The sequence below is a fragment of the Mesorhizobium sp. WSM4310 genome (genome assembly GCF_007003935.1).
Classification (GTDB): Bacteria; Pseudomonadota; Alphaproteobacteria; order Rhizobiales; family Rhizobiaceae; genus Mesorhizobium.
In genome coordinates this window covers 19,852-46,773 of record NZ_VFTA01000024.1, presented here as the reverse complement: position 1 = coordinate 46,773, position 26,922 = coordinate 19,852, and the positions used below count along the sequence as shown (strand labels likewise).

Annotated in this window: 29 protein-coding genes; 17 read left to right on the top strand and 12 right to left on the bottom strand. The window is 64.2% G+C overall.

The features are described from left to right. Position 1: 1 nt before the first annotated feature. Positions 2-427: a DUF3775 domain-containing protein gene (locus tag FJV80_RS23505; protein ID WP_095773590.1), complete on the bottom strand. Its 426-nt coding sequence runs from the start codon at positions 425-427 to the stop codon at positions 2-4. A gap of 141 nt (positions 428-568) precedes the next feature. Here FJV80_RS23505 and FJV80_RS23500 point away from each other — a divergent pair, with 141 nt between their 5' ends. Then, on the top strand, positions 569-1,105 hold the full coding sequence (locus FJV80_RS23500; protein WP_142877535.1) for a tetratricopeptide repeat protein: 537 nt from the start codon (positions 569-571) through the stop codon (positions 1,103-1,105). 270 nt (positions 1,106-1,375) lie between these two features. Then, a complete protein-coding gene (greA, locus tag FJV80_RS23495) occupies positions 1,376-1,849 on the top strand; it encodes a transcription elongation factor GreA (RefSeq protein WP_008877613.1) in 474 nt (157 codons plus the stop codon). Between the two features lie 31 nt (positions 1,850-1,880). On the opposite strand, the gene waaC is transcribed toward greA, so the two are convergent. From waaC to rfaD, 3 genes are read right to left on the bottom strand one after another with little or no spacing between them, the layout of a single operon-like run. Beyond that, complete coding sequence (waaC, locus tag FJV80_RS23490; RefSeq protein ID WP_142877534.1) at positions 1,881-2,855, bottom strand: lipopolysaccharide heptosyltransferase I; 975 nt, start codon at positions 2,853-2,855, stop codon at positions 1,881-1,883. Then, entirely contained in the window at positions 2,852-3,859 is a 1,008-nt protein-coding gene (gene waaF / locus FJV80_RS23485) for a lipopolysaccharide heptosyltransferase II (protein ID WP_142877533.1), read from the bottom strand. The genes waaC and waaF overlap by 4 nt, the downstream gene beginning before the upstream one ends. Further along, positions 3,832-4,782, bottom strand: coding sequence for an ADP-glyceromanno-heptose 6-epimerase (gene rfaD, locus FJV80_RS23480; protein ID WP_142877532.1), 951 nt, complete (start codon positions 4,780-4,782; stop codon positions 3,832-3,834). The genes waaF and rfaD overlap by 28 nt, the downstream gene beginning before the upstream one ends. Before the next feature lie 132 nt (positions 4,783-4,914). On the opposite strand from rfaD, the gene FJV80_RS23475 reads away from it, so the two are divergent. The 4 genes from FJV80_RS23475 (at position 4,915) to gmhB (ending at position 8,378) form a co-directional block, all read left to right on the top strand. Continuing rightward, positions 4,915-5,547, top strand: coding sequence for a LysE family translocator (locus FJV80_RS23475; RefSeq protein ID WP_095773595.1), 633 nt, complete (start codon positions 4,915-4,917; stop codon positions 5,545-5,547). Positions 5,548-5,661: 114 nt separating this feature from the next. Beyond that, on the top strand, positions 5,662-7,152 hold the full coding sequence (gene rfaE1 / locus FJV80_RS23470) for a D-glycero-beta-D-manno-heptose-7-phosphate kinase (RefSeq protein WP_142877531.1): 1,491 nt from the start codon (positions 5,662-5,664) through the stop codon (positions 7,150-7,152). Positions 7,153-7,159: 7 nt separating this feature from the next. Continuing rightward, positions 7,160-7,732, top strand: coding sequence for an SIS domain-containing protein (locus tag FJV80_RS23465; protein WP_095773597.1), 573 nt, complete (start codon positions 7,160-7,162; stop codon positions 7,730-7,732). Beyond that, a complete protein-coding gene (gene gmhB / locus FJV80_RS23460) occupies positions 7,725-8,378 on the top strand; it encodes a D-glycero-beta-D-manno-heptose 1,7-bisphosphate 7-phosphatase (RefSeq protein WP_142877530.1) in 654 nt (217 codons plus the stop codon). Before FJV80_RS23465 ends, gmhB begins: the two co-directional genes overlap by 8 nt. Positions 8,379-8,393: 15 nt before the next feature. Here the strand turns inward: gmhB and FJV80_RS23455 are convergent, their stop codons facing one another. Then, positions 8,394-9,188 (bottom strand): glycosyltransferase family 2 protein, encoded by a 795-nt coding sequence (locus tag FJV80_RS23455; protein ID WP_095773599.1) that lies wholly within the window; start codon positions 9,186-9,188, stop codon positions 8,394-8,396. A 246-nt stretch (positions 9,189-9,434) separates the two neighbouring features. Continuing rightward, a complete protein-coding gene (locus FJV80_RS23450; RefSeq protein ID WP_019860544.1) occupies positions 9,435-9,914 on the bottom strand; it encodes an Lrp/AsnC family transcriptional regulator in 480 nt (159 codons plus the stop codon). 247 nt (positions 9,915-10,161) lie between these two features. On the opposite strand from FJV80_RS23450, the gene trxB reads away from it, so the two are divergent. Both trxB and FJV80_RS23440 read left to right on the top strand, forming a co-directional pair. Beyond that, a complete protein-coding gene (gene trxB, locus FJV80_RS23445; RefSeq protein WP_032931359.1) occupies positions 10,162-11,136 on the top strand; it encodes a thioredoxin-disulfide reductase in 975 nt (324 codons plus the stop codon). 90 nt (positions 11,137-11,226) lie between these two features. Then, positions 11,227-12,123, top strand: coding sequence for a LysR family transcriptional regulator (locus tag FJV80_RS23440; protein WP_095773600.1), 897 nt, complete (start codon positions 11,227-11,229; stop codon positions 12,121-12,123). Here the strand turns inward: FJV80_RS23440 and FJV80_RS23435 are convergent. From FJV80_RS23435 to FJV80_RS35250, 3 genes are all read right to left on the bottom strand, one after another. Then, complete coding sequence (locus FJV80_RS23435; protein WP_095773601.1) at positions 12,115-12,654, bottom strand: isoprenylcysteine carboxylmethyltransferase family protein; 540 nt, start codon at positions 12,652-12,654, stop codon at positions 12,115-12,117. The genes FJV80_RS23440 and FJV80_RS23435 overlap by 9 nt on opposite strands. Positions 12,655-13,384: 730 nt before the next feature. Continuing rightward, positions 13,385-15,436 (bottom strand): elongation factor G, encoded by a 2,052-nt coding sequence (locus FJV80_RS23430; RefSeq protein ID WP_142877529.1) that lies wholly within the window; start codon positions 15,434-15,436, stop codon positions 13,385-13,387. Between the two features lie 199 nt (positions 15,437-15,635). Then, the gene (locus FJV80_RS35250; protein ID WP_245437788.1) at positions 15,636-15,788 is read right to left on the bottom strand and encodes an EAL domain-containing protein; all 153 of its coding nucleotides are present in this window, start codon (positions 15,786-15,788) and stop codon (positions 15,636-15,638) included. Positions 15,789-15,949: 161 nt separating this feature from the next. Here FJV80_RS35250 and FJV80_RS23420 point away from each other — a divergent pair, with 161 nt between their 5' ends. Together FJV80_RS23420 and FJV80_RS23415 are read left to right on the top strand one after the other, a co-directional pair. Continuing rightward, positions 15,950-16,345 (top strand): cupin domain-containing protein, encoded by a 396-nt coding sequence (locus FJV80_RS23420; RefSeq protein WP_095789115.1) that lies wholly within the window; start codon positions 15,950-15,952, stop codon positions 16,343-16,345. 105 nt (positions 16,346-16,450) lie between these two features. Next, positions 16,451-17,968: an MFS transporter gene (locus FJV80_RS23415; protein ID WP_142877528.1), complete on the top strand. Its 1,518-nt coding sequence runs from the start codon at positions 16,451-16,453 to the stop codon at positions 17,966-17,968. A 69-nt stretch (positions 17,969-18,037) separates the two neighbouring features. Here FJV80_RS23415 and FJV80_RS23410 read toward each other — a convergent pair whose 3' ends face one another. Beyond that, positions 18,038-19,240: a pyridoxal phosphate-dependent aminotransferase gene (locus FJV80_RS23410; protein WP_095773722.1), complete on the bottom strand. Its 1,203-nt coding sequence runs from the start codon at positions 19,238-19,240 to the stop codon at positions 18,038-18,040. A gap of 220 nt (positions 19,241-19,460) precedes the next feature. Here FJV80_RS23410 and FJV80_RS23405 point away from each other — a divergent pair, with 220 nt between their 5' ends. From FJV80_RS23405 to FJV80_RS23395, 3 genes are all read left to right on the top strand, one after another. Next, complete coding sequence (locus tag FJV80_RS23405) at positions 19,461-20,348, top strand: EAL domain-containing protein (RefSeq protein ID WP_095789117.1); 888 nt, start codon at positions 19,461-19,463, stop codon at positions 20,346-20,348. Continuing rightward, positions 20,345-21,193, top strand: coding sequence for an EAL domain-containing protein (locus tag FJV80_RS23400; RefSeq protein WP_095773607.1), 849 nt, complete (start codon positions 20,345-20,347; stop codon positions 21,191-21,193). The genes FJV80_RS23405 and FJV80_RS23400 overlap by 4 nt, the downstream gene beginning before the upstream one ends. 294 nt (positions 21,194-21,487) lie before the next feature. Next, positions 21,488-22,096, top strand: a complete 609-nt coding sequence (locus FJV80_RS23395) for a glutathione S-transferase family protein (protein ID WP_142877527.1) — start codon at positions 21,488-21,490, stop codon at positions 22,094-22,096. 345 nt (positions 22,097-22,441) lie between these two features. On the opposite strand, the gene FJV80_RS23390 is transcribed toward FJV80_RS23395, so the two are convergent. Continuing rightward, on the bottom strand, positions 22,442-22,654 hold the full coding sequence (locus tag FJV80_RS23390) for a cold-shock protein (protein WP_010910991.1): 213 nt from the start codon (positions 22,652-22,654) through the stop codon (positions 22,442-22,444). A gap of 273 nt (positions 22,655-22,927) precedes the next feature. Between FJV80_RS23390 and FJV80_RS23385 the strand changes: the two genes are divergently transcribed. Then, positions 22,928-23,257 carry a hypothetical protein gene (locus FJV80_RS23385; protein ID WP_064989843.1) on the top strand — a complete coding sequence of 110 codons (330 nt, stop codon included), beginning with the start codon at positions 22,928-22,930 and terminating at the stop codon, positions 23,255-23,257. Positions 23,258-23,295: 38 nt separating this feature from the next. Here the strand turns inward: FJV80_RS23385 and FJV80_RS23380 are convergent, their stop codons facing one another. Beyond that, positions 23,296-23,865 (bottom strand): methylated-DNA--[protein]-cysteine S-methyltransferase, encoded by a 570-nt coding sequence (locus FJV80_RS23380; protein WP_095789118.1) that lies wholly within the window; start codon positions 23,863-23,865, stop codon positions 23,296-23,298. Between the two features lie 181 nt (positions 23,866-24,046). Here FJV80_RS23380 and FJV80_RS23375 point away from each other — a divergent pair, with 181 nt between their 5' ends. The 3 genes from FJV80_RS23375 (at position 24,047) to FJV80_RS23365 (ending at position 26,917) form a co-directional block, all read left to right on the top strand. After that, positions 24,047-24,964 (top strand): lytic transglycosylase domain-containing protein, encoded by a 918-nt coding sequence (locus FJV80_RS23375; RefSeq protein ID WP_142877526.1) that lies wholly within the window; start codon positions 24,047-24,049, stop codon positions 24,962-24,964. Between the two features lie 5 nt (positions 24,965-24,969). After that, positions 24,970-25,458: a GNAT family N-acetyltransferase gene (locus FJV80_RS23370; protein ID WP_142877525.1), complete on the top strand. Its 489-nt coding sequence runs from the start codon at positions 24,970-24,972 to the stop codon at positions 25,456-25,458. Positions 25,459-25,648: 190 nt separating this feature from the next. Further along, positions 25,649-26,917, top strand: a complete 1,269-nt coding sequence (locus FJV80_RS23365) for an ABC transporter substrate-binding protein (protein WP_142877524.1) — start codon at positions 25,649-25,651, stop codon at positions 26,915-26,917. Positions 26,918-26,922 lie beyond the last annotated feature (5 nt).

Sequence of the window (26,922 nt, the reverse complement as noted above, 5' to 3'; positions counted from 1 at the left end):
GTTACGCGCCGATCGCTTCGAGGCCTTCCTCCAGCCAGTCGGCGAGCAGTGGCATGCCAAGCAGGTACTTGGCCGTGCGCTTGTTGGCGCGTTCGCGCGCCGCCGTCACGGCGTCCACCCATTCCGAGGCGTCGTAGTCGCCGCGGCCGACCCAGGCGAGCGCGACCAGTTCGGCGGCTTCATCGACATTGAGGTCGTTGATCAGTTCGCGCAGTTCCTCTTCGGTCAGGTTTTCCGAACTTTCCTCGACAAGGCCGTCATGGTGATGATTGTCGTGCGTGTCGCCGTCGAACTCGATCTCGTGTTCGGCACCGTCGGCATAGTCCTCGTTGACAGCGGCACTCAACGCCTTGGCCTTGAGGATAAACAGGCGCACGGTATCGGGGCCGATCGTAAGATCCCAGTCCTTTTCAAGCCGCCGCTGCACGGGCCGTCTCCGTCAGTCGTTTGCCCGGATGATAGCGGATTTCCGGCCTCCGTCACCTGATGTTCTCAACGTGATTTTTCCGGGATGAAACGCGGGACGCTTGGCGTTAGTGTTGCATTCTCACCCCTCAAGGAGGCTTCGATGCACAAAAGAATGCTGATCCAGGCCGCGACTGCCCTTGTCGCGCTGCAGTTCTTCGCTGTCCCGGTATTCGCCGCGGGCAGTAGTGGTGGCAGCGACCAGACTGTCACCCAGTGCAAGAAGGGAGAGGTCTGGGACAAGAAGAAGAAAAAGTGTGTCGCTCCTCAGGAAGGCATGCTGGACGACGACAGCATCTATGATGCAGGCCATGCGCTGGCGATGGCCGGGCGCTATGACGAGGCGATCTCGGTGCTTACCCTCGCCGCCAACAAGCAGGATCCGCGCATCCTCAACTATCTCGGCTATTCGCACCGCCATTCTGGCCGTGTCACGGTCGGTCTCGGCTATTACGAGGAAGCGCTGCGCATCGACCCGAACTACACCCTGGTGCGCGAATATCTCGGCGAGGCGCATCTGCAGATCGGTTACCTCGCCGGCGCCCAGCAGCAGCTGATGGAAATCGAGAAGCGCACCGGCAAGGGCTCGCGCGAATATGGCATGCTGTCCGAGCAGATCGAGCATTTCATGCGGAGCTGATCAGGCTCCCAAGCTTATCAAAGCGGCCGCGAGCGATCGCGGCCGTTTTTTGTTGCCGCCCGCCTCACCTGCCACCTCCTCTGGTGAAAGCGGGGATGATTTTTGCAAAACCGATTTTTGGGCGTGAAAAACCCGCGAAGATTGCTATATTGGGGGAAATTGCGGTGAAACGGTTCCGTTAGCCCGAGGCTGCCGGACCGTTTTCTTTTTGTACCCAACGACAAGGCTTCCCCCGAAACGCGGGGGTGGCGGCAGGAAAGGTCAGGCATCATGAACAAGGTCCCGATGACAGGCGAGGGGTTCGCGTCATTGAAGGAAGAACTGCGTTGGCGCCAGCAGGAAGAGCGGCCGCGCATCATCGAGGCGATCTCCGAGGCGCGCTCGCATGGCGACCTGTCCGAAAATGCCGAATACCACGCCGCCAAGGAGGCGCAGAGCCTGAATGAGGGCCGCGTCAACGAGCTCGAGGACCTGATCGCGCGCGCCGAGGTGATCGACGTCACCAAGCTCAGCGGCGACAAGGTCAAGTTCGGCGCCACCGTCGTGCTGGTCGACGAGGACACCGAGGAAAAGAAGACTTATCAGATCGTCGGCGACCAGGAAGCGGACGTGAAGTCCGGCCGCATCTCGATCTCCTCGCCGATCGCGCGCGCATTGATCGGCAAGGAAGTTGGCGACGCCATCGAGGTCAATGCGCCCGGCGGTGCCAGGGGGTATGAGATCGTCCAGGTGCAGTTTATTTAGGGCCTCTTGATAGTTCTATTTTTAAAAGGCCCTAAGCCGGCGCCTGCAATTTGAGATTAAGCAGCGTGCCGGCTTCCGCCACCACCTCCGCGGGCGTCAGACGTCCACCAGGGGCGGCCAGCAGTGTCGACGCAAATTGCCCACGCGGACCCGTCAAACCCGGCTCCGTCGCCAAAAACACGGCAACTGTCGGCAGGCCGAAGGCGCTGGCGAGGTGGGTCAGGCCGGTGTCGGCGCCGATGACCAGCGTCGAGCGGCCGAGAATGGCGGCGATGTCGGCCAGCGGCGATTTTGGCACCACGACCGTGGACGGCACGACCCTGGCGATGGCATCGGCAACGGACTTCTCACGTTCGTTCGACCAGGTGGTGACCGGCATCATGCCGCGCTCGACCAGCAGGCGGGCGGTTCCGATCCAGTCCTCGACAGGCCATTTCTTGTCCTCGCGGCTGGTGCCGTGCAACAGGAAGGCGGTTTTTCCGGTGATGCCGGCGAGAGCGCCGGGTGGCGGCACGATGCCTGAAGCAAGCGTCGACAGATCTGGCTGATAGCCAAGCGCCAGCCCGAACAGCCGCCGCGTCCGCTCGATGGCGTGCAGGTTGCGCGGCACGCCGTAGGTGACGTCGTAGAACAGGGTCGCCGAGGGTTCGCGTGCGCTCGACCGGTCGAAGCCGGCGATCGGTGCGCGCGCCTGCCGCGCCACCAGGGCCGATTTCAGCAGGCCCTGTGCGTCGATGACCAGATCGTAGCGGCATTTACGCAAGGTTCGGCGCAGCGCGGCCGCCTCACGCCAGGTGCTGTCCCTGAAAAGCGCCTTGCGCCAGCGCCGGATGGCCACCGTATGGATCCTGCCAACCGCCGGGTGCAGGGCGACAATGCCGGCAAACGCCTCCTCGACGCACCAGTCGAAGGAAACGTCGGGCCGGTGCAGGCTGGCATCCTCGACGGCCGGAAAGGTGTGGATGACATCGCCCATCGACGATGTCTTGACGATCAGGACCTTCATGCCGCGGCCGGGATTGCCAGCAGTCGCTCCGCCGCCGCCGCGACTTGGCCGACTTCCAATGTCTTCAGGCAGTTGAGATGGCCGAGCGGGCAGATCTTCTGGTGGCAGGGCGAGCAGGAGAGGTGCAGCCAGACCAGCTCGCGCCGTTCCGCCAGCGGCGGCGTGTTTTCGGGCGAGGTCGAGCCGTAGACGGCGACGATCGGCGTGCCGACGCTTGCCGCGACATGCATCAGCCCGCTGTCGTTGGACACAGCCAGCCTTGCCGCGGCGATCAGGTCGATGGCGTCCTCCAGACGTGTCTGGCCGGCGAGGTCGACGACGCCGGGGGCAAGGGCAGCGATCTCGGCAGTGACGTCGCGGTCGTTCTTCGAACCGAACAGGGCGACCTTCAGGCCCTTGTCCACGAACTCGCGGGCAAGGCCGGCATAGCTTTCGCTCGGCCAGCGCTTGGCCGGGCCGAATTCGGCGCCAGGCATCAGGGCGACGAATTTCTGCCGCGCCAGCCCGAAACGGTCGAGCAGGGCGGCTTGGTTGCCGGCATCCACGGTCAGATGGGGCGCGCGAAAACTGCCGCCCCTGGCGAGACTGAAATAGGCCTGCGCGGTGCGCCGTTTCACGGCGTTCGGCAGCGGCACGATGTCGGTCAGCAATCCATAGCGCATTTCGCGCAGATGGCCGACACGGCGCGGAATGCGGGCAAAGAAGGGGATCAGCGCCGATTTCCAGCTGCCCGGCAGGACATAGGCCATGTCGTAGCGGCCGCGCAGCAGGCGGCCGAAGCGGCGGCGATGGGTAAATTCGAGCGCGCCGGGTTTCAGCGGAAAGTCGATCTGCTGGCGGATCTCGGGCATGCGCTTGACCAGCGGTGCCGCCCAGGCCGGCGCCAGCACATCGATCGCGGCGTTGGGATGGAGCTCCTTCAGCGCCGAGAACAGGCACTGCGCCATCACCATGTCGCCCACCCAGCGTGGGCCGATCACGAGGATCGTTGGGCTTTCAGCCATTCGACATAGTCTCTGACACCGGTTTCCACTGTCCGGAACTGGCCGTTGTAACCGGCCGCGCGCAAACGGGACATATCAGCTTGCGTGAAGCTCTGGTAGCTGCCCTTGAGGTGGTCGGGGAAGGGGATGAACTCGATCTCGCCCTTGCCCAGCGTATCGATGACGGTTTCGGCGATGGCGCGGAAGGGTTGGGCGCGGCCGGTGCCGCAGTTGAAGATGCCGTTCGAGCCGCGCTTCCACAGCCATAGATTGACGTCGGCGACATCGCCGACATGGATGAAGTCGCGGCTCTGTTCGCCGGGGCCGAAGCCGTCATAGGCGCCGAACAGTTTCGGATTCTCGCCGCGCTCGACCTGGTTGAACAGATGGAAGGCGACCGAGGCCATGGCGCCCTTGTGCGCCTCGCGCGGGCCATAGACGTTGAAATAGCGCAGGCCCGCGACCTGCGAATGGTCGGTGTCGAAGACGGTGCGCCTGACATAGTCGTCGAACAGCTTCTTCGAATAGGCATAGACGTTGAGCGGCCGCTCGAGCGCCGGCTCCTCGCGAAACTCGGAACCGCCACCGTAGACGGAAGCCGAGGAGGCGTAGAGGAAGGGTACGCGCAGCGCCTGGCAGGCGTGCAGCAGCCGCTTCGAATAAGCAAAATTCACCTCCATCATGAACTTGCCGTTCCACTCGGTGGTGGTCGAGCAGGCGCCCTGGTGGAACACGGCCTCGACACGACCGAGCGAGCCGGCCTCGATGCGGGTCAGAAAATCGTCCTTGTCGAGATAGTCGGCAATGCCGAGGTCGGCGAGATTGGCGATCTTGTGGCCGTCGGTGAGATCGTCGACAACGAGAATGTCGTCATGGCCTTCGGCATTGAGCGCGGCGACGATGTTGGAGCCGATCATGCCGGCGCCGCCCGTGACGATGATCATGAAGGCCTCTGGTTGCTTGCGATTCCGGTCCTTATAAGGGAGGCCAGCCGGGCTGTCGACAAAGCAGGTGCAGGCGTCACAGTGGCGCCGCAAAGCTTCCGCTCAGTCAGCACCGATCATAAGGGACAGAAAATGCCGTCGACCGAACTGCTCATTGCGTTCTTCGCCACCACGGCGATCTTCGCCTATATCCCCGGTCCGGCCATGCTTTATGCGGCGGCGCAGACGATGGCGCGCGGGCGCTGGTCGGGACTGACGGCGGCACTGGGCATCCATCTCGGCGGTTATGTGCATGTCTTTGCCGCCGCCGCCGGCCTGTCGGTGCTGTTCCATGCCGTGCCGCCGCTCTACATGGCGGTCAAGCTGGTCGGCGCGCTCTATCTGATCTGGCTCGGCGTCTCGCTGTTTCGCAAACGCATCGAGGGCGACGTGGCGCTGCCCGCGATCGAGCGGAAATCGGCCCGCCGCGCCTTTTTCGAGAGCATCACCGTCGAGGTGCTCAATCCGAAAACCGCGATCTTCTTCATGGCGTTCCTGCCGCAGTTCATCGATGCCTCTGCGGCCCTCCCGGTGTGGCTGCAATTCGTGGTGCTAGGCACCATCGTCAACCTGATGTTCTCCTCGGCCGACATCGTCTGCGTGTTCCTGGCCGGCCTCGTCATCGGCCGGCTGCGGCGTTCGAGCCGGGCGCAGCGGCTGATGCAGCGGGCCGGTGGTGCCGTGCTGGTCGGGCTCGGCGTCCACGTTGCCTTGCAGAAGAGCTGAAGCGGCGCCGCCGTTGCGCCGGTTCGAATTGCGGTATATCGGCAGGCATGAACGACCGCCAGCCGACACCCCGTATGTTTCAGCGACTGTTTTTCCCCGCGCGTTGCCAGTGATATGATCAAGCACAATCCGCCTTCTCCCGAACCCTTGCACCGCGCCATTGCCCGCTTTGGCGGCGTCACCGTGCTGGTGGTCGGCGACCTTATCCTCGACCGCTTCGTCAACGGCGTCATCGAGCGGATTTCGCCGGAAGCGCCGATCCCCGTGCTGCATGGGCGCGGCGAGACCTCGGCCATGGGCGGCGCCGGCAATGTCGTGGCCAACATCGTCTCGCTTGGCGCGCGGGCCATTCCGGTTTCGGTGATCGGCACGGACACCGCCGGCGACAGCCTGGTGCGGATGCTCGGCGAGCTTGGCGCCGAGACAGCGGGGCTTTGGCAGCAGCGCGGCCGCATGACGTCGTCGAAGAGCCGCTTCAGCGCGCTCAACCAGCAGGTGCTGCGCTTCGACGAGGAAGAGATCAAGCCGCTGGACGCGACTGAGCGGGCAGGGCTGATCCGGCATTTCCGCGCGGCACTGGCGGGGGCCGACATCGTCATCCTGTCCGATTACGGCAAGGGCATCCTGCTCGACGGCGTCGCCGCCGAACTCATCGCCATCTGCCGCGAGGCGGGCAAGCCGGTGCTGGTCGATCCGAAGGGCCGCGACTATGCGCGCTATGCCGGCGCGACCGCCATCACCCCCAACCGCAAGGAGCTTGGCGAGGCCGTCGGCCACGCCGTGTTCGCCGATGACGAGATCGTGGCTGCCGCACGCGAACTGATTTCGGCGCATGGTTTCGACTTCGTCGTCGCCACGCGCAGTGAAAAGGGCATGAGCGTCGTCGGCCCGGTCGAGGCGCGCCATATCGCCACCCAGGCGCGCGAAGTGTTCGATGTCTCTGGCGCCGGCGACACGGTGATCGCGACGTTCGCGCTGGCGCTCGCATCGGGAGCCGATCCCGTCGCGGCGGCCTCGATCGCCAATGCCGCCGGCGGCGTCGTGGTCGGAAAACGCGGCACCGCGCGGCTGACGGTCGAGGAGCTTACCGGGGCGCTGTTTCGCTCGCACGGACCGACCGCCCACAAGGATGCCATTCTCGATGCCGCATCGGCCGCGCGCATGGTGGCGGCCTGGAAGGAAGAGGGCTTGAGCGTCGGCTTCACCAATGGCTGCTTCGATATTCTGCATGCCGGCCATGTCAGCCTGCTGCACGCGGCGCGCAGCCAGTGCGACCGGCTGGTGCTCGGCCTCAACAGCGATGCTTCGGTGCGGCGGCTGAAAGGGGCGGGCCGTCCTGTCAACGACCAGCACGACCGCGCCTGCGTGCTCGCGGCCCTTGCCTCGGTCGATGCCGTCGTTGTCTTCGAGGAGGATACGCCGCTGGCGCTGATCGAGGCGCTACTGCCCGACATCCTGGTCAAGGGCGCGGACTATACGATCGACACCGTGGTCGGCGCCGACGTGGTGCAGAAGGCCGGCGGGCGCGTCGTGCTGGTCGATCTCGTCGCCGGCAAGAGCACCACCGGCACCATCGGCAAATTGCGCGCCGGCTCTACAAGCTGAGGTTTTGATGTCTGAACTGAACGACTATCTGGTCCGCTCGGCGGCCGCGATCACGGCGATGGTCAAGCGTGACCTGACCGGCGAGATGGAACGGGCGGCGAGCGCCGTGGTGACGGCGCTTTCATCGGGCAAGGCCTTGCTGATCGCCGGCAATGGCGGTTCGGCGAGCGACGCCATCCACATAGCCGGCGAATTGGTCGGCCGCTTCCTGAAGGAGCGCAAGGCCTACAATGTCATCGCGCTGCCGGCCAATGCGGCGGTGCTGACGGCCTGGGGCAATGATTACGGCTTCGACACGGTGTTCTCGCGCCAGGTCGAGGCGCATGGCACGGTCGGAGGCGTGCTTCTGGCGATCTCGACCAGCGGCAATTCGCCGAGCATCCTGGCCGCCGCCGAACAGGCGCGGATGATGGACATGACGGTGATCGGCCTGACCGGCGACACCGGCGGCAAACTCAAGCCGCTGTGCGACATCCTGCTCAACGTGCCCTCGACCTCGACGCCGATCATCCAGCAGGGGCATCTGTGCCTCTACCATCACCTCTGCGAAGTGGTCGAAGCGCGTCTCAGCAATGGCTGACAGGACGGCGCCGCCACATCCGCTGACCGAGCCGGGCGTGTGGGTCGAGCGCCTCGGAAACCGAATTTTCCCGCCGCACCTGCCGGCGCTGTTCCTCGACCGCGACGGCACCATCAACGTCGATACCGATTATCCCAGCGACCCGGCCGAGATAGAGCTCAGGCCGCAGATGCTGCCGGCGATCGCAGCCGCCAACCGGGCGGGAATCCCGGTTGTGGTGGTCACCAACCAGTCCGGCATCGCGCGCGGCTATTTCGGCTGGAGCGCCTTTGCGGCGGTGAACGGCCGCGTGCTCGAGCTGTTGGGCGAGGAGGGCGTGTTCGTCGACATGGTGATTGCCTGCGCCTACCACGAGGCCGGCGTCGGACCACTCGCCATCCCCGATCATCCGATGCGCAAGCCCAATCCAGGCATGCTGGTCGATGTGGGCAAACGCCTTGCTCTCGATCTCCAGCGCTCGCTGATCGTCGGCGACAAGCTTGCCGACATGCAGGCGGGAAAGCGCGCCGGTCTGGCACTGGGCTGGCTGGTCGACGGCGAGGCTGCGGTCCAGCCCGGCTTCGCCATTCGGCCCCTGCGGGGCAGCAGCGACCTTGGTGAGTTGCTCGCCGCCGTTGAAGCGCTCGGCCGGGACAACCGTTCCTGATCCCGGCCTGACGGCTCACGCAGGATCGTTGCGTTCCGAGGCTTCGTAGAGCTTTGCCTCGGTGGCGAAGGAATAGATCATCACCGACATCGAGTAGACGAAGCCGTGCCGGCCGCACAGGAAATAGCGCTTGGCCAGGTAGAATTTCAGGAAGTTGCCGAGCGGCGACAACACCAGCCGCACAAGGCCGGGCTTCTTGCCCTTCTCGACCAGCGTGACGGCCTTGAGGCTGGAATAGGCGTTGGCCCGGGCGAGACCTTCCTCGATCGATATTTCACGGCGATGCAGCAGGACGCCCTCTTCGATCGTGCCGGTCTCGCCCGGCACGTGGAAGGCTTCGTGCACCCGCGCGGTGAGATCGATGGTGGCGCCCTCCCGACGGAAAAGCCGCATCAGCCTGTTGTGCAGCACCCAGCGATGCGCATAGCCATAGCCCTTCAGCCAATCGCGGCGACGGATGTACCAGCCGCGGATCTTGCCATCGGCGGCCTGCGTGATGGCCACGATCGACTGCCGCAACTGGTCGTCGACGCGCTCGTCCGGGTCGATCGAAAGGCACCAGGGCTGGGTCGCGTGGTCGAGCGAGAATTGCCGCTGACGGGGAAAACCCGGCCAGTCATTGTGCAGCAGCGTTATCGGGTAGCCCTTGGCGATATAGCTTTTGACGCATTCGATGGTGCCATCAGTAGAACCGGAATCGACGATGATGATCTCGGAGCAGAAGTCGATGCTTTCCAGGCACGGGCCGATCATGTCGGCCTCGTTCACGCAGATGATAAGCGCCGAGACCGGGCTTGCAAATCGAGTCATGGTCCCCCTCCCATGGCGGGCCGCCCCCAGAGCAACGCTGCTTTCGCCATCTGTACCCAAGCAAATCCGCACGGAAAACCGTTACACACTTTTCCTGGAATCGCTTGAGAAACCAATTAGCGGTCAGCCAAGCGACGAAGTCCGGCAGAGCCGTCCAGCCTTGTACATCAGCGTCTGTCGAATACCAACGCGGCGCCGGTGTGGCGAAGGCCAGGAATTCGCCAGCGCACAGGCGCTCGCCTCGCCTCAGGGGCGTTCGAAGGAAACCAGGCCCTCATCCTTGACCCGGCGTATGGTGAGAGCGGTGCGCACCGTGTCGACATTCGGCGTCGAGGTCAGCTCCTCGATGACGAAGGTCTGGAAGGCGCCGAGGTCGCTTGCCACGCAGTGCAGCAGGAAATCGGATTCGCCCGAGACCATCCAGGCATCGCGCACGATCGGCCAGCCGCGCGTGCGCTCGGCGAAGGTGCGCAGTTCGGCATCGGCCTGGTGATGCAGGCCGACCAGGCAGAAGGCGACGACATCGAGGCCGAGCGCCGGGGCATTGAGCAGCGCGCGGTAGCCGCGGATGATGCCGGCCTCCTCCAGCCGCTTGACCCGGCGCAGGCAGGGCGGGGCCGAAATGCCGACGCGGTTCGACAGCTCGACATTGGTCATGCGCCCATCCGCCTGCAGCTCGCGCAGGATCTTCCAGTCGATGGCGTCGAGGTCGGCTTTCAGCGGCATGGCGGTCTCAGCTCGGCGCAAGAATCTTTCGCGATTTTGTAATTAAACGACTTTTGTGTCGGCGCCAGCCCTCATCAAAGCGATTTTTGAATGGTAACGAAAGCGGCAATGGCGCGAATAAGCGCTTTGGGCCGAAGCTTTCCGGGGACGACGGCCCGTTCGTCTTGCTGGCGTGGTTGGCAACCCTTACATTGAGCGCGAATTCCACGTCTTTTTCCAAGGCATCGTCCGCCCGCAGAGGTTCTAGATGACCACCAAGCACGCGCCCGTTCTCATCATCGGTTCCGGCCCCGCAGGCTATACGGCGGCGGTCTATGCCGCGCGCGCCATGCTGAAGCCGATGCTGGTCGCCGGCCTGCAGCAAGGCGGCCAGCTGATGATCACCACCGATGTCGAAAACTATCCCGGCTTCGCCGATCCCATCCAGGGACCGTGGCTGATGGAACAGATGCTGAAGCAGGCAGAGCATGTCGGCACCGACATCATCAACGACATCATCACCGAGGTAGACCTCAACGTGCGGCCGTTTCGCGCCAAGGGCGATTCCGGCACCACCTACACCGCCGACGCGCTGATCATCGCAACCGGCGCGCAGGCCAAGTGGCTGGGCATTCCGACCGAGCAGGATTTCATGGGCTTCGGTGTCTCGGCCTGCGCCACCTGTGACGGCTTCTTCTATCGCGGCAAGGATGTCGCGGTGGTCGGCGGCGGCAATTCGGCGGTGGAAGAGGCGCTCTATCTGTCGAACCTCGCCAAGAGCGTCACGGTCATCCATCGGCGCAGCGACTTCCGCGCCGAGCGCATCCTGCGCGAGCGGCTGCTGCAGAAGGACAATGTCCGCGTCATCTGGGACACGGTGGTCGACGAGATCACCGGCCGCCCCGGCAAGGCGCCGCTGCCACCGTCAGTCGAAGGGCTGAAGCTCAAGCATGCGGTGACCGGTGCCGAAACCCACCTCAAGGTCGACGGTGTGTTCGTGGCGATCGGCCATGCGCCGGCGGTCGAGCTGTTTGTCGGCAAGCTGAAGCAGAAGCCGAACGGTTACTTGTGGACGGCGCCGAATTCGACCCGCACCGACGTGCCCGGTGTGTTCGCGGCCGGCGACGTGACCGACGACGTCTACCGCCAGGCGGTGACGGCGGCGGGGCTCGGCTGCATGGCGGCACTCGAAGCGGAAAAGTATCTCGCCGGCATCGAGGTGCACCGCGAAGCAGCCGAATAACGGCCGCTTTAAACTGTTAAAAAAACGGCTTAGAAACGCCGTGTAAAAGCCTGATTTTTCATTCAGACGCCAAACAGAACGAGGGGAATCATGGCGTTGGACTGGGACAAGCTACGCGTGTTTCACGCTGCGGCGGAAGCGGGGTCGTTTACGCACGCGGCCGAGACATTGCACCTGTCGCAATCGGCGATCTCGCGGCAGGTCAGTGCGCTCGAGCACGATGTCGGCGTGCCGCTGTTCAACCGCCATGCGCGCGGCCTGGTGTTGACCGAACAAGGCGAGATGCTGTTTCGCACGGCGCATGACGTGCTGATGAAGCTCGAGACCATCAAGTCGCGCCTGACCGAGACCAAGGACCGGCCCTCCGGCGTGCTTCGCGTCACGACAACGGTTGGCCTCGGCGCCGGCTGGCTGACCGAACGGGTGCAGGAGTTCATCGAGCTTTATCCGGAAGTCAGCCTGCAGCTGATCCTCGCCAATGAGGAGCTCGACCTCACCATGCGCCAGGCCGATTGCGCCATCCGGCTGCGCCAGCCCCAGCAGCCGGACCTGATCCAGCGCCGCCTGTTCACCGTGCATTTCCACCTCTATGCGGCACCCTCCTACGTCGCCAAGCATGGCAAGCCAGCCTCGGTCGCGGAGCTCAGAAACCATCGCATCGTCACCTTCGGCCTGCCGGTGCCGTCGCATCTGTCGGAGTTGAACTGGCTGGAGACGGTCGGCGATTTCGAGGGCGGCCAACGTGTGCCGTCGCTGCAGATCAACGACATCTTGTCGATCAAGCGCGCCGTGCAGGGCGGCGCAGGCATCGCCATGCTGCCCGATTATGTGATCAACAAGGACTCCGGCCTGGTGCAGCTTTTGCCGGAAACCGAGGTGCCGTCTTTCGACACCTATTTCGCCTATCCCGACGCGATGAAGAACCAGGCCAAGCTGCACGTGTTCCGCGATTTCATTATCGCCAAAGCGCGCAGTTGGTCATTCTAGCCCTAGCGGACGATCGGCAGCACTGGTGATCTGTTCGCCCCGCCAGGGCGTCAGGCGCGGCAGCCAGCCGGGGACGTTGCGTCGATAGGTTTCATAGTCGGCGCCGTAGCGGCGGGCGAGCGTCGGCTCCTCGTAGAATTTGACGAAGGAGCTCATGACAACAGCGCCGATGACGGCATAGCCGACAAGCGTCCAACTCGAGAACAGCAGCGCCTGGCCGAGGATGATCGACAGCACGGCGACATACATGGGGTTGCGGACATGGCGGTAGATGCCGCCGATCACGAGCTTCTCCGTCGGCGCGACCGGGGCCGGCGTGCCCAGCCCCTCGAGCGCGAAGCTGGCGAAAGCATGCAGCAGAACAGCAGCCGCGGCGACGATGAGGACGCCGCCGGCAGGAACAAAGCCCGGCATGGTGGACCACGGCAGGCGATAATGATCGCTGAGCAGCCAGGGAACCAGCCCGGCGACCACGCCGGGTGCCGCGATGAAGAAGGCCGTGCTGCCGGCGATCGCCGAAAACGTCCGCATTGGCTGCTTTCTCTCCGATTGCCTCAGAAATGGACGTCTGCTGCCTGCTTCGACATCATTGCGTAATTTTGGTGGTTTGGGGCGAAAACCGGTCGCGATTCACGCTTCTGTAGTGACGATTGCGTGGTTGAGCGCCCCATTTTTGACGATTCTGCTGGTCCTATTGGCTCGTGGAATGGGTTGGACCACAGCCTATGTCTTTTTGCATGCGTGTGTTGCAAAATAGATGCTTGTTTCTTGGGCATGTTGAGCACATATATAGATCATCTCCTGGGCGCGTTCTCCTCCCATTAGCGCCCTTGAGTGTTCCCCTCTGGAGGTTAGCCTTAACAGGCACTTCCAATCAAACTCAGCCGGATCTTCACTGATCCGGCTTTTTTGTTGCCCGGACCCTGCCGGGATGGCTGGGAATTCCACGAGAATTGCCGCGTAACAGTGTCATGTAACCTCTGGTAACATGACAACGATGCCTTCCGCTGCTATGAAGAGGCTAGGACGCGGTGTGGTTCGGACGGGAGATGGGGGCATCACTCGTACGGCCCGGGCTCAGGCGGCTACCGCGTCCGAACCCTTTTCCGCCGAAAGCGGCGACTGTACATGCGGCGGGCCTGCCGTTTCCCCTCCCGAGAAAACGGTCCGCAAACAAAACGACGTCCGGCTCCCCGGGCGTCGTTTTTGGTATTTATCCCCTCGAACAAGGGTTCGAGGGGATGGTGTGTCGAAATCAGGATCAGGCGGCCTTGCCGTTGGTATTCATCGCTTCGTCGGCGAGACGGCCGGTGAGTTCGGCCATATGGTCGAAGACGGCGCGATAGCTGGCGACGCCCGCGGTCGCCGAGCGCAGTTCGATGATCAGGTCGCCGATCTCGGCCTGCGGCATGGTCGCCTCGACGACGTCCCATCCCGGCCATCCCAGCCGCGCGTCATAGCCGAGGATCTGGCCGCGCCGCTGCGGGATCAGCGCGATGATCTTCGACGTCGCGTCGGACGGCGTGACGATCTCGACCTTCATCACCGGCTCGAGCAGCACCGGCGAGCAGGCGGCCATGCCTTCCTTCATCGCGAGCTTCGCTGCCATCTGGAAGGCCATGTCGGAGGAATCCACCGCATGGTAGGAGCCGTCCGACAGGTTGACGGCGACGTCGACGACGGGGAAGCCGAGCGGGCCGTTCTTCAAGTAGTCGCGTATGCCTGTCTCCACCGACTGGATGTAGGTCTTCGGCACGACGCCGCCGGTGATGGTGTCGGTGAACTGGAAGCCTGAGCCGCGCGGCAGCGGCTTGATCTCGATCACCACATCGCCGAACTGGCCATGGCCGCCCGACTGCTTCTTGTGGCGGCCGCGCTGCTGCGCCGATTTGCGGATCGTCTCGCGGTAGGGCACCGCGGGCGCGTGGCCTTCGACGGGGATCTGGTTCTTGCCCTCCAGCCGCTCGCGCACGACGCGCAGATGCATTTCGCCATGGCCCGACAGCACCGTCTCGGCCGAGTCCTGGTTGTGGCGCAGGCTGAGCGAGGGATCTTCCTCGGCCAGCCGCTGGATGGCGGCCGACATCTTGACCTCGTCCTTGCGTTCCTTCGGCCGCAGCGCGAAGGCGAAGACCGGCTGCGGCGGCTCGAACGTGAACAGCTGTTTGGTGCCGCCCTTGGCCGAGGTCAGCGTCTGGCCGGTCTTGACCTCGTCCAGCTTGCCCAGCGCCACCGTGTCGCCGGCCTTGGCGGCGGTGAGCTTGAACTGATCCTTGCCGAGCATCTTGTAGATGCCGGAAACCTTGGCGGTGTCGCCGCCGGGCAGCCACAGCTCGGAGCCGTCGGCGACCTGGCCGGACAGGATGCGCGACACCGACAGCTTGCCGCCATGCGGCGTGTGGATGGTCTTCATCACCTGGACCACGGTGGCCCCGCCGTCCGAGGCACCAAGCCGCTTGCGGGTCGCCTCGATGTCGGGTGCGTCGTGGCGGATCGCCTTCAAGAGGCGCAGCACCCCATTGCCCTTTTCGGCGGTGCCGATCAGCACCGGCGTCACCACGCCTTCGCGCAGGTCGGCGGCGAGGTCGTCGAAGATCGCGTCCTTCGGCGGTTCGATCTCCTCGAGCAACTGTTCCATCAGCTGGTCGTCGTGGTCGGCCAGGGTCTCGAGCATGGAGAAGCGCGCCTCCAATTCGCGCGCCTTGTCGTCGCCCGGTATCTGAGCCACCTCGCTTTCGGCATATTCGCGGTAGATGTAGGCGCGTTCCAGCGCCAGATCGATCGAGCCGATGACGACGCCGTCCTTGCGCAGCGGAATCTGGCGCAGCAACAGCGGCACCGAGCTTGCCGGCTGCAGCATCTTCAGCGTGTCGCGTACGCCTGAAATCGCCTTGTCGACCTTGTTGAGGAACAGGATCCGCGGCACGCCGAGATCGTCGAGCTTGCGGATGATGAGCTGCAGGGCAGGGATCTTCTTTTCGTCGGCCTCGGCAACGACCACCGCGAGGTCGCAGGCGGCCAGCACCGGCTCGGCCTCGAAGGAGAATTCGATCGAGCCGGGACAATCGACGAAGGTGATCTGCTCGCCCATGAATTCGGTGGTGGCGATCGTCGCCTCGACGCTCATGGCGTGGGCGCGCGCCTCCGGCGAATGATCCGAGACGGTGCTACCTGATGAAACGGGATTTTGTCGGGGGATGGCGCCCGTGCGGGCCAATATAGCTTCGAGAAGTGTCGTCTTACCGCTTGCAAAGGGACCGACTATGGCAATGCATTTCGGTCCCGTGCGTCGTCCTCCGGCGCGAGTACCCATGGCTGACCTCCACTCAGGCGTTTCCCTAGGGACCGACTGCTAGCATGGTTCAGGCGTGGTCAGTCGGTCCTGAGCGGCGGCCGGCCTGTTCGACCGTCGCGGGCGGGGTTCTTTTCCTGTTGCCACCTGCCCTGAAGCATCGTCCCACTTGTTTGCCGGCAGGGCAAGGAAAATAGAAATCCGCTGCCGTGTGGTGGTCTCAGGCGCTCAGCGCCAGGGGTTCGGCATCGATGGCGCGAAAGGGCGCCTTGTCGCGCGGCGCCGGCCTGCCAAAGAAGTAGCCCTGGAAACGGTTGCAGCCGGCGGCCTTGGCCAGCGCGAACTCTTCCTGCGTCTCCACGCCTTCCGCCACGATGGTGAAAGGTTCATGGTTAAGGAGAGAAAACCGCTTCTTCCGCCAGGCAGCCGAAACAGCCGGTTGCGCCTCGGGCGATATCGGCCGACAATGCGTTTGCCTCGACGAGCAGCGGCGTTTGCGGCCGGTCGCTTCACCACCAGTTTCAGGGTCAGACGATGAAGATCATTGCTTGCGGCAGCGTGTCGACCATCATAGCGCCGGAAAAATACTTCACCGGCCGGGTTCTGCAGACGCCGATCATCGAGGCGGAGGCGCCGGCGCGACTGAGGGCGACACTGGTCAGCTTCGAACCGGGGGCGCGCACCCACTGGCACACACATCCGCTCGGTCAGACGCTCTACGTCACCTCGGGCGCCGGGCTTGCCCAGACATGGGGCGGGCCGGTCCAGGAGATCAGGGCAGGCGACGTGATCTGGTTCGCGCCCGACGAAAAGCACTGGCATGGCGCCGGGCCGAAGACGGCGATGACGCATATCGCCATGCAGGAAGCGCGCGACGGCGTCCATGCCGATTGGCTGGAAGCGGTTTCCGGCGAGCAATATGGCAGCTGAGTCCTGGCCATCCGCGGACGGCAGGCCTATTCGGGCCGCACCATCCTGAGGAACAGAGCGGAAAGGTTTGCAGCGAGCTCTGCACGTTTCATGTTGGGATGGACCATGCCGAAGAATCGCCTGCCGCTCGTCGCCGCCGTCTATCTCGGCACGTTTGTCGCTTTGCTCGACGTCAGCATCGTCAATGTCGCGTTGCCGACCATCCAGCAGGCGCTGCACACCGATTTCGGCGGCATGCAATGGGTGGTCGATGCCTACACGCTGTGCCTGTCGGCCTTCATGCTGTCGTCGGGGCTGATCGGCGACCGCTATGGCCGCAAGCGCTCATGGTTGGCCGGCGTCGGCATCTTCGTTGCCGGTTCGCTGATCTGTGCCGTCGCGCCCAATTTGCCGACGCTGCTCGCCGGCCGGGTGGTGCAAGGCATCGCCGGCTCGCTGCTCATTCCAGGCGCGTTGTCGATCCTGACGCAGGCCTTCGCCGATCCGCGCCAGCGGGCCGGCGTCATCGGCGGCTGGGCCTCGTTCGCCGCGGTTTCTCTGGTCGTCGGCCCGGTGCTTGGCGGCATTCTGGTGCAGACGGTCGGCTGGCAGAGCATCTTCCTGATCAATTTGCCGCTCGGCCTTTTCACCATCGCGCTGGGCGCTGTGTCGATCGAGGAGACGGCGCATCCCGAACATGCCCATCTCGACCTTGTCGGCCTGGCGCTCTCGATCCTGTGGCTTGGCGCGCTGACCTTCGGCCTGATCTCGGCCGGCGAGAGCGGCTGGGGCGACACCTGGACCATCACGGCCATCCTTGCCGGCGTCGTCGGCCTGGTGGTCTTCCTTGGCTTCGAGGCGCGCACGCCACGGCCCATGCTGCCGCTTGGCCTGTTCCGCAACGTGCGCTTTGCCGTCGCCAACGTCGCCTCGTTCGCGCTCGGCTTCACCTCCTACAGCTGCGTGTTCTTCTTCTCGATGTTCCTGCAGCAGGTGCAGGGCTGGTCGCCGACGCAGACCGGCCTGCGCATGGCGCCGGCCTTTCTTATCCAGATCGTCGTGTCGCCCTGGATCGGCCGGCTGAGCGCCCGCTATGGGCATTCGCTCTTGATGACGGCGGGCTACGTGCTGATCGGGCTTTCGATGCTCGGCATGTGCTGGGCCGGGCCGTCGACGCCATACGCGCTGCTCTGCGCGCTGTTCATCATCAACGGTCTCGGCAACTCGCTGGCGATACCGACCGGCAGTGCCGCCGCAATGTCCTACGCGCCGCGCGAGCGCTCCGGCATGGTGTCGGCCGTCATCAACGCCACCCGCCAGGGCGGGCTGGCCATCGGCATCGCGCTGCTAGGCGCGCTGATGAGCATGCGGGCGACGAGCCTCTTGACCGGATATCTCGGTGACGCCGGTGTCGGCAATGCCGAAGCGGTGGCGCGTGCCGCCATATCACGGCATGATTTCGCGACCGACGCGGCAATCGGCGAGGATGGCGTGCATCGGCTGTTCGCCACCGCCTATGCCGGCGGCTTCCACGCCGCAATGCTGACGGCGGCGATCGCCGCGTTCCTCACCGCCGCTCTGCTGATCATGGTCCTGGCGCCGGCCGAGGCGCGTTCGGCCAGGCAAGCAAAGCAGCAGGCGTAAGGTGCCTGGCCGCCAACAACAACCCGGCGATGATGGCGCCGGGTTTCTTTTGTCGTCAGATCGATCTGATCAGGTCAGCGATGCCGTGAAGCGCTGGATGCGCGTGCAGGCTTCCTCCAGCAGTGCATCCGAGGTCGCATAGGAGATGCGGAAGTTGGGGCCGAGGCCGAAGGCCGAGCCGAACACCACCGCCACGCCTTCCGCCTCGAGCAGTTCCGAGCAGAAGGCCTCGTCCGTGTCGATCACCTTGCCGGCCTTGGTCTTCTTGCCGATCAGCTGGGCGCAGGAAGGATAGACATAGAAGGCGCCTTCCGGCGACGGGCACGTGATGCCGCGCGCCTGGTTGAGCATCGAGACGACGAGGTCGCGCCGCCCTTGGAAGATCGCCTTGTTCCTGGCGATGAAGTCCTGCGGGCCGTTGAGCGCCTCGACGGAAGCCCATTGCGCGATGGTGCAGGCGCCCGAGGTCTGCTGGCCCTGGATCATGTCCATCGCCTTGATCAGTTGGACCGGACCGGCGGCATAGCCGATGCGCCAGCCAGTCATGGCATAGGCTTTCGACACGCCGTTCATGGTCAGCGTGCGCTCATAGAGCTTCGGCTCGACCTCGGCGATGGTCTTGAAGACGAAGTCGCCATAGGTCAGGTGCTCGTACATGTCATCGGTCAGCGTCCAGACATGCGGATGCTTCAACAGCACGTCGGCCAGCGCGCGCAGTTCGGCTTGCGTGTAGGCCGCGCCCGACGGGTTGGACGGCGAGTTCATCAGCAGCCATTTGGTCTTCGGGGTGATCGCCTTTTCCAGCACTTCGGGCGTCAGCTTGAAACCATTCTCGATCGAGGTGTCGGCGAACACCGACGTGCCGCCGCAGATCGCCACCATTTCGGGGTAGCTGACCCAGTAGGGGCGGGGGATGATGACCTCGTCGCCGGGGTTCAATGTCGCCATGAAGGCGTTGAACAGGATCTGCTTGCCGCCGGTGCCGACAATGGTCTGCTCGGGCTTGTAGTCGAGATTGTTCTCGCGCTTGAATTTTTTTGCGATCGCCTCGCGCAGCGGCACGATGCCCGAAACCGGCGGGTACTTGGTCTCGCCACGGCGGATGGCTTCGATCGCCGCATTCTTGATGTTGTCGGGCGTGTCGAAATCCGGTTCGCCGGCGCCGAGGCCGATAATGTCACGGCCGGCATTTTTCAGCTCGCGCGCTTTCTGCGTCACCGCGATGGTGGCGGAAGGCTTTACGCGGGAAAGGGTGTCGGCAAGAAAGGCCATGACCAGATATCTCTCCTTGAGAAGATCGGCGCGGCCAGGAGCGGCCGCGGCGCTTCTCATGTCGCATGATTCCGCTCAGTGCAAGCTTTGTCGGCTGATCCAGACCTCAAGGAGCCGTGATTGCCACCTGTGAGCGGCAACAAAAAATTCATTAACGGGCGGTAAGGGCTTGAGTGGCAGGATCGCAATCCATTCCGCCATTTCGCGGAGCGAGGGACCCTTGTCACGCAGCGTCGGGCTTGCCCATATCATCCGTCATGATGACGGCACCTCGTCAGGTCTCTGGGGCATCTACACGCTGCAGAGCGCCTTCCAGCCGATCTTCGCCTTCAACCAGGGCAAGCTGTCGATTGCCGCCTTCGAAGGGCTGATCCGGCCGTTTCGCGACGGCGAGCCGCAATCGCCGATGGCCTTCTTCTCGACCTGTCCGGCCGCCGACCGCCTGCATGTCGAAGCGCTGACCAGGACGTTGCATCTGCTCAATGCCGGCGCCTGCCTGCCGCAGGAGGCGTCGATCTTCATCAATTTCGACCCGTCGGTGTTCACCGAGCGGTCGATTGCCGACAATGCCCTGCGCGAAATGCGGCTGGTGCTGCACGAGGCCGGCATCGATCCGGGCCGCGTCGTGTGCGAAGTGACCGAGCAGAGGTCGGCTTCGCAGGAGGTCCTGCACAGCTTCGTCGCGGCGTTGCGGGGCAACGGGTTTCGCATCGCCGTCGATGACTATGGCGCCGACGATTCCGATATCAACCGCATCAAGGAATTGCGGCCCGACATCGTCAAGTTCGACGCCACCTGGATCACGCAGCTGATGGAGTCCGGCGCCGGCTTCGCGCTGTTGACGACGATGGTCAAAAGCTTCGAGGAACAAGGCATCCGCACGGTGTTCGAGGGCATCGAGGAAAGGTGGCAGCTGGAACTCGCCGAGAAATCCGGCGCTTCCATGGTCCAGGGTTTCGTGCTTGCGCGGCCGGAACTGGCGCCGACGAGTTTCCGTGTTTTCGGAAAAACTCCGGACCCGGTTGCGGCCGCAAGCGATGCGTCCACCGCCGTCGCCCCACGTGCAGCGCGGCCGGCAAAAGCCTTCGGGCGCAGGGTCGCGCCATGAGGATCGAGCGGCGGCGCAATGTCGGCAAGGCGATCTTCGTCGACGAGATAGGCATCGAATACGGCGTCCACGGCGAGTTCCGCCTGCGCAGTGCCTACCAGCCGATCTTCGCGCCGCTTGGGCGATCGCTGCACGCGGTGGCGGTCGAGGGCCTGATCGAGCCGCACCGCGCCGGCAGGGCAGGGTCGGCGCGGGCGTTCTTCGAAAGCGTTGCCCCGGCGGACCGGCTGTTTGTCGAGACCATGTGCCGGGTGCTGCATCTCAGGAACTTCCACAATATCGGCGTCGACGGGCTCGATCTGTTCTTCAACTACAATCCGATGGTCAACGACCATTCCGGGCGGGCGCTGGCCGAGATCCGGCTGATGAGCCGGCATCTGGGCGAGCTCGGCCTCGCCCCTAGCATGCTGGTCTGCGAGATCACCGAACAGGCGGCGGACGACGCGCTTCTGGCGCGGCTGGTGCGGGAGATGCGGCGCGACGGCATCCGCATCGCCATCGACGATTTCGGCACCGGCCATTCGACCGAGGAGCGGGTGAGCCTGCTTCAGCCCGACATCGTCAAGATCGATGGCGGCTGGTTCGCGCAGTTCTGCCGCCATGCCGCCGCCGAACGCTTCTTCCGCCCGCTGGTCTCCAGCCTGCATGACCGTGGCGCCAGGGTGCTGGTCGAAGGCATCGAGCAGCCCGTCCACCTGCGCGTCGCGCTCGACGGCGGCGTCGACCTGCTGCAGGGTTATCTCCTCGCCCGTCCGGCGCTGGCCGGCACCATCTTCAACGAAGAGCCGCTATCAGTCGATGCTCTGCTGGGCAGGGAGAACAATGTCGTGCCGCTGTTCGGCTAAGCGACTTCGGCGACTGGCGAAAGCGGTGCCACAGCGTCCTTCTCCCCGCTCTACGGGGAGAAGATGGCGGCAGCCAGATGAGGGGCGGCGCCAGCCTTCGTTGTTATCGGCTGTATGATCATTCCTCTTGAAACGTCAGCGCCGCCCCTCATCGCCCTGCCGGGCACTTCTCCCCGTAAACGGGGAGAAGGATGCTCTCATCAGCGCCGCTGATTGTCCCACCAAAACAAATCATTGGTTGAAGGCACGGCGGCTGCGATAATCGCCTGGTCAAGGCAGCTCCGGGGACCCTCCATGATACTCTACAGCATGATCGACAGCGGCAATTGCTACAAGCCGCGCCTGCTGATGGCCAAGCTTGGCCTGGCCTTCACCACGATCGAGGTGAGTTCACATACTGGCGACACGCGAAAAGCCGATTTCGTCGCCAAGAACCCGAACGCCATGGTGCCGCTGCTCGAACTCGACGACGGCCGCCGGCTGGCCGAATCCAACGCCATCCTGCTCAATCTCGGCGAAGGCACGCGCTTCCTGCCGGCGGACAAGTATGAGCGTGGGCTCGCCTATCAATGGCTGTTCTTCGAGCAATACAGCCACGAGCCCTATATCGCCGTGCGCAAGGCGCTGCTGACCTTCCCCGAACGCGCCAGGGATGCGACGCCCGAGCGGTTGGCGATGACGCTGGAGCGCGGCCACAAGGCGCTCGGCGTGATGAATAGATATCTGGAGAACAACGCTTTCTTCGCCGGAAACGCCTTCAGCGTCGCCGACATCGCGCTCTACGCCTACACGCACACGGCCGAGCAGGGCGGGTTCCAGCTCGACGCCTATCCGGCTGTCATGGCCTGGCTTGGCCGTGTCGAGGCGGATCCGGGGCACGTGCCGATCGAGTGGGCGGGATAGGAAACCCTTGTCCTCACGCTCGTCGCCGCTTCGCGGCTCGCTCCGGACGGGGCGCGCCAACAGGCGCCACGCCCGGTTGGGCTGGCGGCCTCCGGCCGAGAAGCCACCGGTGGGACTATTGCGTTAGTTGCGGCACCCTAACCCCAGACAAACAAAAAGGCGGGATAAATCCCGCCTTCCCATGCTTGGTAGCCTGATCGGGAGCGTCCGGTCCGGGCTGGCAGCTATCTGCTGTTCCAGCTTGTCGGGTCTTTCCGCTCCGGGCGCGCTTCTCGCGCGACCGTCAGTACATCCGTGACTTGCCGCGCGCCCCGGGCTCTCGCCCGGCGCGCGCCATTCGCAAAATCAGGCTGCCTTGCTCAGAGATCCAGCGGACGACTTGCCAGTGCGGCGGTCCTGCTCGATCTCGAAGTTGATCTTCTGGCCTTCGACCAGGGTCGACAGTCCAGCGCGCTCGACAGCGGAGATGTGGACGAAAACGTCCGCGCCGCCCGCGTCAGGCTGGATGAAGCCGAAGCCCTTGGTGGCGTTGAACCACTTGACCGTTCCAGTTGCCATAAAAATAGTCCTTGCATTTGCTTTGGTTTGACCGGACCGAAGTCCAGCCGGTGTGCATCGAGATTTTGGAGATAGACGTCAGCAAACGCGAAGATCGCGAGGCCCGGATCGATCGGCCGAAATATCAATGGGGCTGATATAGGCTGCTTTCGTTCCAAAAACAAGACTGCGTGAGAAAGCCGTGATTGAGAACTGCCCAACCGCCGCCCCAATCTGGTGAAACCGTCGTGGCAGATCGCGCTGTCCGTGGGCGGCGGATCAGGGGAGGAGACCATGAAAACCATAGTGCTTGCCGCCTGTCTGACGCTGGTGGCCGCCGAGGCGCAGGCCATCTCGCGCTATGACCCGACGCATATGAGCTGCGGCAAGGTGCAGTCGACGATCGCCAGGCAAGGCGCGGTCATCCTGCGCTACCAGTCGAAGCGGGTGCCGGGGCTGCCGCTCTATGACCGCTATGTGCAGAGCCAGCAATTCTGCACAATGGGCGAGGTGAGGACGCGCGCCTATGTGCCGAGCGCTGACACCAAGTCCTGCCCGGTCTACAACTGCAAGCGGCCGGACAATGACCGGCATTTCCGCCGGCGATTTTTCCACAACAATTAGGGGCAGCGCCAATTAGGGGCAGCGTCCGCGCCGGCGGTTCAGAACCCGAAGGATACCTGCGCCGGTGGGGGCGGGCCGACGCGCACGCCTTCCATGGCCAGCATCTTTTCCTTGGTGACGGAGCCGCCCGGCGCCGAGAAGCCGCCAATCTTGCCGCCTGCCGCCAGGATGCGGTGGCAGGGGATCACCAGCGGCACGGGGTTGGCGCCAAGGGCGGCACCGGTTTCGCGCGGCAGGCCGGCATGGCCGGCGCGCTTGGCGAGTTCGCCATAAGTGGTTGTCTCGCCATAGCTGAGCTTGCGTGCCGCGTCGTAGATGGCCAAGCGGAAATCGTCGACGCCGTCGAGATCGACCGGGACATCGGAGAAATCGACGTCCTCGCCGGCGGCGTATGCCTTGATCGAGGCAATGAGCTCGACCACCCATGGCGGCTGGGCCGTCGAGGCGGAAACGCCGCCATGGCGCATCAGCCGCCGCTCCACTGATTCACGGCTGCGTTCGGGCAGGCAGAGCCGGATCAGGCCCTTTTTGCTCCAGGCGATGCCCATGAAACCGATCACTGTTTCTAACACTGCGTGGCCGGCTGTGATCGACGGTGTCGTTTCCATGATGCGCTCCTTTTCGCAAAACGGCGAAATCCGGGATTCCCGCCGGTACATATCAGGAACAATATGGCATCACCGCCCGCGTCTCGCCACCCGAAAACCACCAGATGGCCCCGATTGCTACCCTGGAATCGCTGGTGTAAGGGATTTCTTAACATCCCGACGAACCGGACCCGAGCGCGGCTTGCCAGCAAAACAAACCCTTATCGCGATCGGCGTGATTGTGGCGGCAGCCGGCATGAGTGGCTGCACCTCGACTTCGCAGATGAAAGCCGCGCCGTCCCTGACCGAAACCGCGACCGTTGCCGGCAGCGATGCCGGCTTCACCATACCGCTGCCGGAGACGGTTTCCGTGCTGCCGCAATCCTCCGGCATCGCCCCCGTCCAGACCGCCGAATTGACGCCTGGCGCAGCGACCCCGCCGGCGCTTGATCCAGCCGCCCAGCCGGCCGCGACGACCGCCGCCTTTGCCGGCCCGACGCCGGCCGCACCCGCCGTAACCGCTGTCATGACCGCCAACGCCTGGCAGGCGCCGCCGCCGGCCAAGGCGGCTCAGACCTACACCACCGCCGGGCTCATTGTGCCGGCGGTCGCCGGCAGCGGCCAGAAACTGCCTGGGGTGCAGCAGGTTGCCTATGTCGTGCCGCAGAACCCGGCTTCCCTGGTGCAGTTTCCCTCCGCGCCGGTTGATCCGGCGCAGGAGGAGCATACGGGCGTGCGCGGCGACGTCGACCGGCTGATCGTCAAATACGCCGCGCTCTACCAGGTGCCGGTCGATCTGGTGCGCCATGTCGTCAACCGCGAGAGCACCTTCAATCCCAAGGCCTACAACAATGGCCATTGGGGGCTGATGCAGATCAAGCACGCGACGGCGCGCGGCATGGGCTATGACGGCCCGGCCAAGGGCCTGTTCGACGCCGAAACCAATCTGAAATACGCGGTCAAATATCTGCGCGGCGCCTGGCTGGTGGCGGGCGGCAACGCCAAGAAGGCGGACTGGCTCTACCAGACCGGCTATTATTTCGACGCCAAGCGCAGGGGCCTGCTCGAGGCGACCGGCCTCGGTGTCGACCGCAGGCGGCGTCCGCAGCCCGACGCCTGAGCGCGATGCCTGAACCACGCCCGCCGGCCCTCAACGACATCCGGCTGCGCAAGCTTCTCGACGAGACGCTCGTTGCACCGCACTGGCCGGATGGTTTTGCCATGCGCTGCTTCGAGCCAGGCGACGCGCCGCCTTTGCATGCACTGCTGAGCGAGGTGTTCGACGACGGCGCCGACGGCCCGTTCGACGAATGGTGGCCGCGCATGTCGGCCGATCCCGAATTCGACCCGGCGCTGTGCTTCCTCGTCATCGACGCCAAGGGCCGGCTGGCGGCAGCGGCGCTGTGCTGGACAAGGGCTTTCGTCAAGGATCTCGCCGTTCATCCCGAGGCGCGCGGCAAGGGCATCGGCGAGGCGCTGATGTGGCAAGCCTTCGCCACCTTTCGCGGTCGCGGCGCGGCCCATGTCGACCTCAAGACCAACACGGTCGAGAATGCCGCCGCGGTGCGGCTCTACGAGCGGCTGGGGATGATGCCCGTAGCCTGGGAAGGCTAGGGTGCGTTCAGGTGATGCCGGCCTGCAAGCGTCGAACCCCTTCACTTCCCATGCTCACCTCGTCAAGGACGCTCCGCTGCGGTTTTGGGAACCCAAAGCGTCGTTCCGCATTCAGGGATTGGGTGGGGATCTGACGAGCTGTTGACGCGCGGAGGTTTCCGTTGCCGGCTCCAAAGGGAGACCCGCCACCGTGAAGCTTTTCCACGCATTTCTGGCGCTTGCGGTTGGTGTTGTGCTTTCGGCCGCTCCGGTGCACGCCGTCGACCTCTCGATCGTGTCGGGAGACACCGGCAACGGCATCAAGGTGCTTCGCGAGATACTCGACCGCTACGAGAAAGAGAGCGGCAACAAGGTTTCCATCGTCGTCCTGCCGCCGTCGACGACCGACCAGTTCGGCCTGTACAGACTGTGGCTTGCAGCCGGCAACAGCGATATCGACGTCTACCAGACCGACGTCATCTGGGCGCCGCAACTCGCCAGCCAGCTCGTCGACCTGACCGCGGCGGCCAAGGATGTCGTCGGCGCCCATTTCCCGTCGATCATCCAGTCGCAGACCGTCAATGGCAAGCTCGTCGCCTTGCCGATCTTCACCGATGCGCCGGCGCTCTACTATCGCAAGGATCTCCTCGACAAATACGGCGCCAAGGTGCCGGCAACCTGGAAGGAGCTGGCCGACACCGCCAAGCTGGTCATGGATAAGGAACGCGCGGCCGGCAACAAGGACATCTGGGGCTTCGTCTTCCAGGGCAATGCCTATGAAGGGCTGACCTGCAACGCGCTCGAATGGGTGATGTCGAATGGCGGCGGCCAGATCATCGGGCCGGATGGCACCGTCTCCATCAATAACCCGCAAGCGGCGGCCGCGCTCGACATGGCCAAGGGGTGGGTTGGAACCATCTCGCCGCCCGGCGTGCTTGCCTATCAGGAAGAGGAATCGCGCGGCGTCTGGCAGACCGGCAACGCCGTGTTCATGCGCAACTGGCCGTATGCCTATGCGCTTGGCAACAGCGAAGCCTCGCCGATCAAGGGCAAGTTCGACGTGGCGCCTTTGCCGGCCGGCACAGGTGAGGGCGCCCGGCCGGTCGCGACGCTGGGTGGCTGGAACCTTGCGGTCTCCAAATATTCCAAGCACACCGGCGCGGCGATCGAGCTGGCCAAGTTCATCGCCTCGCCAGAAATGCAGAAATTCCGGACGCTCAAGACATCCAACCTGCCGACCATCCAGGCGCTCTACGACGATGCCGACATCGCCAGGCAACAGCCGATCGTGCCGCGTTGGAAACAGATATTCCTCAACGCGGTGCCGCGTCCCTCCGCCACCGTCAAGATCAAATACAACGAAGCATCGAGCCAGTTCTGGACGGCGGTGCATAACACCTTGTCCGGCGAAGGCAGCGCCGCCGACAATCTGGCCGACCTCGAAGCCAGACTGACCAAGCTGAAAGGCAAGGGCTGGTGAGCGTC